At 46.9% G+C, this 9215-nt stretch carries 7 protein-coding genes and 1 tRNA gene; 3 read left to right on the forward strand and 5 right to left on the reverse strand.

Translation table 11 applies throughout. From position 1 onward, the window contains the following. The first annotated feature begins 40 nt into the window (after nt 1–40). Nucleotides 41–1000: a hypothetical protein gene (locus tag C2745_RS05530; protein ID WP_251368296.1), complete on the forward strand. Its 960-nt coding sequence runs from the start codon at nt 41–43 to the stop codon at nt 998–1000. Between the two features lie 50 nt (nt 1001–1050). Here C2745_RS05530 and C2745_RS05535 read toward each other — a convergent pair whose 3' ends face one another. The 5 genes from C2745_RS05535 to C2745_RS05555 form a co-directional block, all read right to left on the reverse strand. Beyond that, nucleotides 1051–2163, reverse strand: coding sequence for a formylglycine-generating enzyme family protein (locus C2745_RS05535; RefSeq protein WP_215383388.1), 1113 nt, complete (start codon nt 2161–2163; stop codon nt 1051–1053). Between the two features lie 4 nt (nt 2164–2167). Then, a complete protein-coding gene (locus C2745_RS05540; protein ID WP_215383389.1) occupies nt 2168–3055 on the reverse strand; it encodes a transporter in 888 nt (295 codons plus the stop codon). Nucleotides 3056–3167: 112 nt separating this feature from the next. After that, on the reverse strand, nt 3168–4700 hold the full coding sequence (locus tag C2745_RS05545) for an arylsulfatase (RefSeq protein WP_215383390.1): 1533 nt from the start codon (nt 4698–4700) through the stop codon (nt 3168–3170). 140 nt (nt 4701–4840) lie between these two features. Next, a tRNA-Ser gene (locus C2745_RS05550) sits at nt 4841–4930 on the reverse strand. A gap of 33 nt (nt 4931–4963) precedes the next feature. Then, entirely contained in the window at nt 4964–6100 is a 1137-nt protein-coding gene (locus C2745_RS05555) for an NAD(P)/FAD-dependent oxidoreductase (protein WP_215383391.1), read from the reverse strand. 133 nt (nt 6101–6233) lie between these two features. Here C2745_RS05555 and pgi point away from each other — a divergent pair, with 133 nt between their 5' ends. Beyond that, on the forward strand, nt 6234–7736 hold the full coding sequence (pgi, locus tag C2745_RS05560; protein WP_251368297.1) for a glucose-6-phosphate isomerase: 1503 nt from the start codon (nt 6234–6236) through the stop codon (nt 7734–7736). Nucleotides 7737–7749: 13 nt separating this feature from the next. Then, nucleotides 7750–9135, forward strand: coding sequence for a phosphomannomutase/phosphoglucomutase (locus C2745_RS05565; protein ID WP_215383392.1), 1386 nt, complete (start codon nt 7750–7752; stop codon nt 9133–9135). The last annotated feature ends 80 nt before the right edge of the window (nt 9136–9215 follow it).

A 9215-nucleotide genomic window follows, 5' to 3' on the forward strand; every position in this document is an offset into this window, starting at 1 on the left:
GGCTATATCGTAACTCGACGGACATGATTAGCTAAAATTCATGCCAATGCATTTTTATCTATCCCGACTTCTCTTTTCTTGCGCAGTGCTGATGGGCATCACCCTGGGAGAGGCTTATGCCCAATCTGCCCTCTACAATGCGGCAAATAACTACCTAAAGAAAAGAGCGGATGCCTTTATGACGATTACAGGCTATTCGTTGACGCCAGATGTCACCACTGGATCACTCTCTATACGCAATAACGGCGGAGATAACTCTGATCTACAAATGATCTCCTTAGGTGGTGGTGACCGCATTAGCGCCAATTTCCCTCTTTACCTTGAGGGAACTATGGCAATCAATCGATACAACCCAAACTTTAGTGATGGTATTGGGAATAGCTCGGTTACCGTTCCCGTCCACTGGAACAGCATCACTGGTACGGGTGGTATCGGCTGGGACTTCCCAATTACCAATGAATTGCGTTTTAGACCTATTGCCAACGTGATGCTAGGTCACTTAGAGAGCGATATATCAATTGCCTCACGAGTGCTGCAAAATCGCACCGGCGTTGATATGCAATTTTTGAATGGTGGTCGTATGAACTCATACGGCCTTGGTGGTTCGGTCATGCTGGATTATGAAAACTACAAGCCTGATCAAGAAATTGATATTGAATTGCGTTACACCAATATTCCAGTGCAATCATTTGATTCATCTACAGCGGTTAAAGGATCCGCAGATTCTCAAAGTGCTGCAATCTGGGCTCGCAGTCGCGTTCCAACACCAATCACTCTTTTGGATAGGCCATTAAGGGCGGTGTTTGAATTAGCTCACACAGAATTTCTCGGGGATCTCCGTGGTGCACTAGGCTTTAATTCACTCTCATCGGTCGGCACTGGCATTGAGTTAGATAGAAGTGCATCTGATCCGATATTCTCTAGAATTCGTTTAGTTTTTCGCTACCAATTTGGTCAGAACGTACACGGCACCTCTATAGGTTTAGCCGCAAGCTTCTAATAAAAAACCACCCGAAGGTGGTTAGCAGGGCTTCATCAGGCATAACCCATTTACGGTAAGGCGTCCTTTACCAAGCGAAATCCTAAATGCGACATTGGGCTATAAGGATCGGCACCTCGCCGAGCGCTAGGACGATAAGACTGGCAGTAGTCTTCATTACATAAGAACGAGCCTCCACGCACTACTCGTTTAGGCGCATTCGCTGGAGCGCTAGAATCATCTGGGTCATAGGAGTCGCCTGGTCCTTTTGGATCATTAATAACGCTATTGCCGAATTCTTTAGCCTGCATTGCAAAATAATCCTTGCGATACCAATCAGCAACCCATTGCCATGCATTGCCAGTCATATCAAACAGGCCATACCCATTCTGTGGATAGGTTCCAACCGCACTTGTACCAATAGCGCCACCAGCTTTTGGACTCACTACCGGAAATGCCTGTTTTTTGACATCCCAAATATTGGCTGGCAATTTACCATCCTGCTCTAACTGATCGCCCCACACATACGTCGCTTGATTCAATCCTCCGCGCGCCGCAAACTCCCACTCAGCTTCAGTAGGTATACGCTTGCCCACCCACTTTGCATAAGCCAAGACATCTTCATAGCTCACCTGCACCACTGGGTGGTCGCCCTTACCATTGATATTGCTTTGGGGGCCGGTCGGATGGCGCCAATTCGCGCCCGGAACATATGCCCACCACTGCGAGTAGTCATTGAGATTAACCTTCGCTTTGGTGCCAACAAAAACCATTGCACCTGGAACAAAAACCGAGGCTGGCGGCTTAGGTGTACCAGGTGGCAACTGCACACTAATGGTTTCCCAATCCGGAACTTGCTCTGCCGTAGTTTTGTAATTGGTAGCTTTTACAAATTGTGCAAACTGGTCATTTGTGACATGGGTAGTTTCCATCCAAAATCCAGCCACCTTCACTTTATGCGTTGGTTTCTCATTGGCCTGCGCCTTCTGATGATCGCTTCCCATCAGAAATTCACCGCCAGGAACCCAGGCCATGCCTTTAGGTCCATTTGCCCCGTCGCCCAAGATTATTTGTGGAACTGCCTGTTGAGGTTTTGCAGAAAATGTATTCCAGGCTAAATATGCACCAATTGTGATTGCCACTAGTAAAGCTGCATACAGGAAACGATAGTGAAATCTTTTCATCAAATCACTTTCCTAGAGGAATGCTGACAGTTGCAATCGTCGCATAGCCTTCGACCCGATTTTGCGCCCAGAACTCTTTATAGGCCCGAACATTAATATAGGCCTGCTTGGCCCCAATATTAAACAGATATCCGATCTGTGGACCAACAGCAGACACGCGTGATTTAAAGGCACCAACGTTATCTCCGCTGCCAGTATCTGCAGTTAATTGATAGTAAACATAACCCGCAATACCAACTTGCCAGCTTTGAGATACAAATTGTGAAATAGACCAATCCAAGTGTGAGTCAATACCGTTTTTGTAATTGGTTTGATTGTTTTGCCAGTTATACGTCGCACCAACGATGCCAGAAAACTCAAGGCCAGTGGTATTGTTTAAATAGGTATAGCCACCGCCAGCATCCATCGCCGCATGCCCGATACCGATACTAGATAAACTCGTTGGGCTATAGGTGCCAACGGGAATATCGCCAGTGATATAGGTTTTGAAATTATTATTTCCCTTATTCCAGGTCAGGCTTGCTAGCGGATAAATATCGGTACTTCCGTTACTGGTATTCGAGCGATTCAATTGCACATTTGGATTGATAACGCTAACTGATGCCGTTGTGGTGTTTGTACCAGGCCCCCAACCCAAACCAACGTAAGGTTGCCCACCAAGTACCTTTTCCTCTGCGACATATCCAAGCTGAATCAACATAAAAGATTCTCTTGCGCTCAATCCAGCATTCACACTTTGCCCATGTTGGAATGTTTTGGATTTATCTGCGCTACCGCTATAGGAGTATGGCATTGCCACCAGAGACCAGCCAGTAGCCATAGGAACGGCCGCCATACTGGCGTATTGGCCTGAGAGCCAAAATGGCACGCCGCCCTCATCGGCCTGAGCCATTATCGGCAATAGCGATAGTATTGCGAGAAAAAAGGACTCGAACAATACATGTTGAGTCCTTTTGAGTTTATTCATTCTATTTAATTCGTGAATTCAATTGAGAATAAAACTTCTATTTTCCTAATGGCTGTGAAAAATTAGTCACATTAGAAGGTGGCGGATTAGGGAATTTTTTAACAGAAGCCAAATACTCCTGAACCACTTTAAAGATTGGCTCTGCAGTCCATCCATAATTGGTCATTTGTAGATCTTCGTGTGGATCCATTTCAATGTTGTAAAACTTTGGATAGTACATCGGCGCAGCATTCGCATAGATACCGCCAACCATCTGTTGCCCAGTACCTGTTCGTGCCATGTCTTTGAAATAATATCTCCACTGCTTCCAGCGCCCAGCAACTAAATCAGGACCAATAAAGGTAAGCAAAGATTCGCGATTGCCAGTGGTACTTTTTCCATTCAGCACATCTATCTGATTAACGCCATCAATGGCGCGATCTGACGGCAGCTTTGTACCCAGAATATTGGCAAAGGTCGGCATAAAGTCCATGGTTGAGAACATGGCATACGAAGTGCTTCCTGGTGCTATATGACCAGGCCAACGAATAATGCAGAAGGTACGAACAGCACCCTCAGTAGGCTCACCGAGATCGCCGCGAAACGGACCGTTCGATCCCATGTCTGGCGCGCCCAAGCCCAGACGATCCCAATTCATAAAGTATTGGCCGGTGCCACCATTGTCAGACGCAAATACAAGAATAGTGTTGTCCTCTATATTCATTTCTTTGAGGGCATCCATTACTTGTCCAACGTGATAATCGCCTTCCATCATCTTGTCTCCATACTGGCCAATGCGAGACTTTCCAGCAAACTGCTTTGATGGGAGGTTCGGTGAATGCCCCATTGAAAATGGGAGATAAAGGAAGAATGGTTTGCCAGCTGCATTTTGCTGCTTCATGAATGCAATCGACTTATCAGTGAGCTCATTGTCAATTTCTGCACGCACTGCCATGGTGTATGGCTTCACACGCTCTAGCGGTCCATTTCCCTTTTGCTGATTAATCCACGGACCTTTGTCATATAAGGCTTTATCTGGGACATTACCAAATGAGTGTGTTTGAATCGCCATTTGCACATATGCCGCCGAATCCCATGAAGTATCAGGCGGAATTCCGTAATACTGATCAAAGCCATGAGCGCCTGGCAGGCTTTGTGAGGCCCCACCAAGATGCCACTTTCCAAAGATAGCGGTTGCGTAGCCTGCATCTTTAAATAATTGGCCCATTGTGTAGGCTTTGCTTGATAGTGTGTTTGGCGTACCTGGTTCAGCAACCAGTGATAAGCCATTACGTATAGAGTACTGCCCCGTCATCAATGCAGCGCGTGATGGTGTGCATGCAGGCTCCACCAGATATTGCGTCAACCGCAATCCACTTTTAGCCAATTCATCTGCACGTGGTGTCGGCGCACCGCGTAACTCACCGCCACCATAGGAACCCAAATCACCGTACCCGACGTTATCCGCCAGAATGAAAACAACGTTGGGTTTCTTTTGTTTGGGCTCAGAGCTTGTCTGTGCAAATACTGGTGAAGCAATAAATGAAATTGACAATATTCCAATCAGGATTTTCTTCAAGAACATCGCCATCTCCACTTTGTAATATTTTTATAATCAGCCCACACCGCTTATCTGCAAGCTGCTTTGAGGCGCTTGATTTGCCTAAGAAATCATACTGCAATCAATAACGATAACCAATAAAAAACCACCCGCAGGTGGTTAGTAGAATTTGGCGGAAGAGGTGAGATTCGAACTCACGGAGGACTTTCATCCTCGCCAGTTTTCAAGACTGGTGCATTCAACCGCTCTGCCACTCTTCCATTTCTTGAATCCGATTCGATTCAAGCCCTAGATTATAAAGAACTTTTGATTTGACCCTCTAAATACCTGGCTATGGCCAAGCTAGAAGTAAGCCCAGGGGACTCAAAGCCATATAGATTAAAGAGTCCATGCAAACCGTGTTCTTTGGGGGTGTCAAAACAGAAGTCTCCGGCCGGGGCATTTGGGGGGACAATTTTGGCCCTAACCCCAGAATAATCAGGTTGCAATGAGCCATCCTTGAGGTCTGGCCAATAGCGCCTGACTGCCTCATAAAAGCCATCTCCGCGCTTTGGATCGACCGTGTAGTCAATCTGCCCTTCCGTCTCGATATCGAGCCACTCTACGTCGGGACCAAACTTAGCCTGCCCTCCCATGTCCAATGTGAGATGAACGCCTAGCCCGCCAGGTTCTGGGATCGGATAAATCAAATGTTTGAAGGGTGACTTACCAGACAGAGAGAAATAGTTTCCTTTTGCAAAATAGGCTTTCGGAATTTGATCCTTTTCTAAGCCCTCAATTTTTTGAGCCACTGCAGGCGCACTCATACCTGCGCAATTAATCAGCAGCTTCGTTTGAATCTTCATACCATCGGGCCCGCCGATCTCTAGCTCAAATCCACCTTCTGCATTTACGCCAATAGGCTTAGCACTTAATAAAGGGGATTGATAAGCAATCATGCCGCCTGCATCTTCAAAGCCACCCAGCAATGACAACATGTAACCATGACTATCCACAATACCGGTTGAGGAAGACAGAATCGCTGCCGAGCACTGCAGATTAGGCTCTAGCGCCCTTGCCTCATCACCTGAAATCATTTTGATCTCAGGCACTCCATTGTTTTGTGCCTTATACAGAATGGCTTGCAGATCATCCATCTGAGTGGCATCACTAGCCACAATCAGTTTTCCATATGGTTGAGTAGCTACCTGGTGACTACGGCAATATTCATAAAGGAGTCGATTACCTTCGACACAGAGTTTGGCTTTGAGAGAATCTTTGGGGTAATAAATACCCGCATGAATCACTTCGCTGTTTCGGGCGCTACTAATCGTGCCAAAGGCATTCTCACGCTCTAGCAAGATGGTTTCTCGACCCTGAAGCGCCATTTCGCGAGCGACAGCAAGCCCTACCACTCCGGCCCCAATCACTACACAGTCAATTTGCTCCATGAATTTGTCTCACTTATTTACCCACTATTGTCCAATTTTTATGGGTTTTTCATTCCTTGCCTGGAATATACCGAAATCCTATCATTTTCAGTGTTTTAGGGGTTTTTCCAGCCCTTCTTGATAAAATCAAGAAATGTCTTCTAGACCCATGCAATCCCCAGACAATTTGCCCAATAGCGCGCATACAGCTGTAGACGTAGTGCTGGACACTGCCTATCAAAATATCAATGACGCGCAGTGGAGCGATTTGTTTGCTGCCGCCAGAAAATCCAAGCTAGAAGAATTCATTGCCGACATGTTTGCCGGCAAGCACATCAATTTAAGCGAAGATCGCCCAGCCCTGCACTCTGCGCTACGCAATCTTTCTAAAGCACCAGTTTTGCTCGACGGTAAAGATGTCATGCCTGCGGTAACCAAAGTCTGGCAGCGCATTGAAGCACTCTGCAATAAATGGGTTGGCGTTACCGATGTCATTCATATTGGTATCGGCGGCTCTGATTTCGGACCACGTCTGGCTATCGAAGCTTTGGCACACGTTCCCGAGATTGAAAGCCGCGGTATGCGGATGCATTTTCTTGCCAATATCGATACTGCTGAATTAGCGCGCATCCTAGATCGTGCGCAACCCAATAGCACCCGCGTCATCATTGTTTCTAAGTCGTTTACCACCCTAGAAACCACCATGAATGCCAAGGCAGTCGTTGCCTGGCTTAAAAACAGTGGCTGCACCCAAAGCCAGATTGCACGTTCTTTGTTTGCTGTTACAGCGAACGTTCCTGCCGCCAAAGAGTTTGGCGTTGAAGAGGACAACATCTTCCCATTTTGGGATTGGGTAGGTGGCCGCTACTCAGTATGGTCTGCGGTTGGCCTACCAATTGCCTTGCAATATGGCTATAAGACTTTTGAAGAATTTCTAGCCGGCGCTCATGCCATGGATTTGCATTTTAAAAATGCCCCGCTTGAGCAAAACCTGCCAGTGATCATGGCGCTTGCCCTACTGCACCAACAAGAAAAACGTGGCATCAAAGCTTATGCAGCCATTCCGTATGCGGATGCCTTAGATTGGTTTCCAAAGTGGCTACAGCAGCTGGATATGGAAAGCAACGGCAAGAGTGTTGGTCGTGACGGTAAACCCGTTAAACACTCTTCACCAGTAGTATTTGGTAGCGCAGGAAGTAATGCTCAGCATTCCTACTTTCAGCTTTTCCACCAAGGCCCTGAAGTCATCCCCATTGACTTTATTGCTGTGCGCAAACCGATGAGTGATCGGCCTGAGGCGGTGGCGCATCATCGCATCCTGCTCTCAAACTGTCTGGCTCAAGCACAGGCTTTGGCACACGGTAAGGCAGCCGCCAACCCAAATGATGTTTACCCCGGTAATCGCCCAAGCAATCTCTTATTCTTGCCTGAGCTCAATGCGTTCTACCTCGGCGCCCTTTTAGCGCTATATGAAAACCGTGCAGCCACTCTTGGCGCGCTATGGAATATCAACAGCTTTGACCAACCCGGTGTTGAATACGGCAAAGTGCTCGCTAAACCGATTGAAAAAGCCTTAGTAGGCGGGTCAGATCAAATTAGCCCAACAGATAGCATCGACGCAGTTACAGCGGCTCGCATTAATTTCTTAAATTCTTAGTTAGAAGGTTTTCATGCAACTGTCTTCATCTATTTTTAAAGCCTATGACATTCGCGGCATCATCGATGAGACGCTAGATCCTTCTATTGCCAAGCTGATTGGCCAAGCGTTTGGCACTGAAATGCGCAAGCTTGGCGAAACTGAGATTGTTATTGGTCGCGATGGACGTTTGTCTGGTCCTAGCCTGATTGAAGCCTTAACTGAAGGCTTACTCTCTACAGGCATTAATGTTATTGACTTAGGCATGGTTGCGACACCCATGGTGTACTTTGGCGCAAACCAAGTGCTCGATGGCAAGAAGCCAAAGTCAGGAATCATGATTACTGGTAGCCACAATCCACCAAACTACAACGGCTTCAAAATGGTTTTGGGTGGCGCAGCAATCTACGGCGATCAGATTCAGGCTTTACGTCAGCGCATTGAAGCCAAGAAATTTGCCTCAGGCCAAGCTAGTCGCTCAACTTTTGACATCTTCCCGATGTATCTCAAGCATATTGTGGGTGACGTGAAGTTGGCTCGTCCCATGAAGATTGCTGTGGATTGCGGTAATGGTGTTGGCGGTGCATTTGCGGGCCAACTCTTTAGAGCCTTAGGCTGCGAAGTCCAAGAATTATTCTGCGAGGTTGATGGCCATTTCCCGAACCACCATCCAGATCCAGCCCATATTGAGAACCTGCAAGATCTCATCAAGAACCTACAGACTACCGATAACGAATTAGGTCTTGCTTTTGATGGTGATGCTGACCGTTTAGGTGTAGTCACTAAAGATGGTCAAGTGATTTTCCCTGATCGTCAAATGATGCTGTTTGCCAAAGACGTTCTTTCCAGAAATCCAGGCGGTCAGATTATTTATGACGTCAAGTGCACCCGCAATCTCGCCACCTATGTAAAACAACACGGCGGCGAACCGTTGATGTGGAAAACGGGTCACTCATTAGTTAAAGCAAAGCTCAAAGAAACTGGCGCTCCTTTAGCCGGCGAAATGTCAGGCCATATCTTCTTTAAAGACCGCTGGTTTGGATTTGATGATGGGCTGTATACAGGCGCCCGCCTTTTGGAGATTTTGTCCAAAGAAAAAGATCCTAACAAAACACTTAATGACCTACCGAACGCAATCTGCACCCCTGAATTACAACTAGCCTGCGCTGAAGGTGAGCCTTTTGCTTTGCTCGAAACCATCAAAGCCAACGCTAAGTTCCCTACTTCTGAATCCATCAACACAATTGATGGTGTTCGCGTGGAATATGCCGATGGGTTTGGTCTTGCCCGCCCATCCAATACGACTCCAGTAGTGGTAATGCGTTTTGAGGCTGATAGTGAAGAGGCAATTGCCCGTATTCAGGCAGAATTTAAAGCTGTATTGTTGGCTGCTAAGCCTGGTGCGAAGCTGCCGTTTTAAATCTTCTTAATCTAACGATGAAGGTTCGATCTAAGGGCCTCTAAATGCCCCTCTTTTTATTGAGGGGCATTTTTTATTTC

The organism is Polynucleobacter sp. AP-Kolm-20A-A1 (genome assembly GCF_018688315.1).
In the GTDB taxonomy this organism is placed as follows: domain Bacteria; phylum Pseudomonadota; class Gammaproteobacteria; order Burkholderiales; family Burkholderiaceae; genus Polynucleobacter.

What these genes read in the sequence shown, in the direction of transcription:
- C2745_RS05555 (WP_215383391.1), bottom strand. Translation starts at nt 6,100, where the DNA reads ATGGAGCAAATTGACTGTGTAGTGATTGGGGCCGGAGTGGTAGGGCTT.
- C2745_RS05530 (WP_251368296.1), top strand. Translation starts at nt 41, where the DNA reads ATGCCAATGCATTTTTATCTATCCCGACTTCTCTTTTCTTGCGCAGTG.
- C2745_RS05535 (WP_215383388.1), bottom strand. Translation starts at nt 2,163, where the DNA reads ATGAAAAGATTTCACTATCGTTTCCTGTATGCAGCTTTACTAGTGGCA.
- pgi (WP_251368297.1), top strand. Translation starts at nt 6,234, where the DNA reads ATGTCTTCTAGACCCATGCAATCCCCAGACAATTTGCCCAATAGCGCG.
- C2745_RS05565 (WP_215383392.1), top strand. Translation starts at nt 7,750, where the DNA reads ATGCAACTGTCTTCATCTATTTTTAAAGCCTATGACATTCGCGGCATC.
- C2745_RS05545 (WP_215383390.1), bottom strand. Translation starts at nt 4,700, where the DNA reads ATGGCGATGTTCTTGAAGAAAATCCTGATTGGAATATTGTCAATTTCA.
- C2745_RS05540 (WP_215383389.1), bottom strand. Translation starts at nt 3,055, where the DNA reads ATGGCTCAGGCCGATGAGGGCGGCGTGCCATTTTGGCTCTCAGGCCAA.